At 66.9% G+C, this 599-nt stretch carries 1 protein-coding gene and 1 pseudogene; both read right to left on the reverse strand.

Annotation, left to right across the window (positions count from 1 at the left end):
- Window positions 1-215: acyl-CoA dehydrogenase family protein (locus ARC20_RS02150; protein ID WP_161809459.1), on the reverse strand; the 215-nt coding region annotated here is incomplete at its 3' end.
- Window positions 216-465: 250 nt separating this feature from the next.
- Window positions 466-599, reverse strand: a pseudogene (locus ARC20_RS18865) (glycine zipper 2TM domain-containing protein); the annotation flags it as partial.

Below are 599 nucleotides of genomic sequence, written 5' to 3' on the forward strand. Positions count from 1 at the left end.
CCCCCGCCGTACTCAGTGGGCAGCGTCGCCCCCAGCAACCCCAGCCCGGCCATTTCCGCCACCAGCTCACGCGGAAAACGCCCCTGCTCGAACGCCTCGGCGATCAGCGGCAACACGCGCGCATCGGTGAACCGCGCCACCGCCTCGCGCACCGCGAGTTGCTCATCGTTGAGCAAGGACTGCACATCGAACAGATCATCGGGCGCCAAAGACATGACGAAAACCCAAAGGGAAAGCCCGATTGTATCGACGCGCCCCGACGCCCATGCAGCGCGCGGCATCGCGTCGCGCCAGCGGCCCATCAGCCCGCGCGCACCCGCCGTTCGATCCGGCCCCGGGGAGGTATGGGGTGACCGGGGGCAGCCCGCGAGAGCCGCGCTTCAAACCCCATGACACCACGCCCAAAAAGAAAGAGGCCGGCATGCAAGCCGGCCTCTCCCAGAAAACCTTCCGCAAACCGGACGCTTACTGCTGCGTCCCGGTCCCGGTAGCCGCAGCCGTCTGCGTCACCAGCTGCCCATCGATGACCGGCAGTCGATCGCTGGCCGGCTTGGAATCCATCCGCACCGTCTTCTCCTCGCCGTCATAGCGATAGGTGA

The sequence above is a fragment of the Stenotrophomonas panacihumi genome, assembly GCF_001431645.1.
In the GTDB taxonomy this organism is placed as follows: domain Bacteria; phylum Pseudomonadota; class Gammaproteobacteria; order Xanthomonadales; family Xanthomonadaceae; genus Stenotrophomonas_A; species Stenotrophomonas_A panacihumi.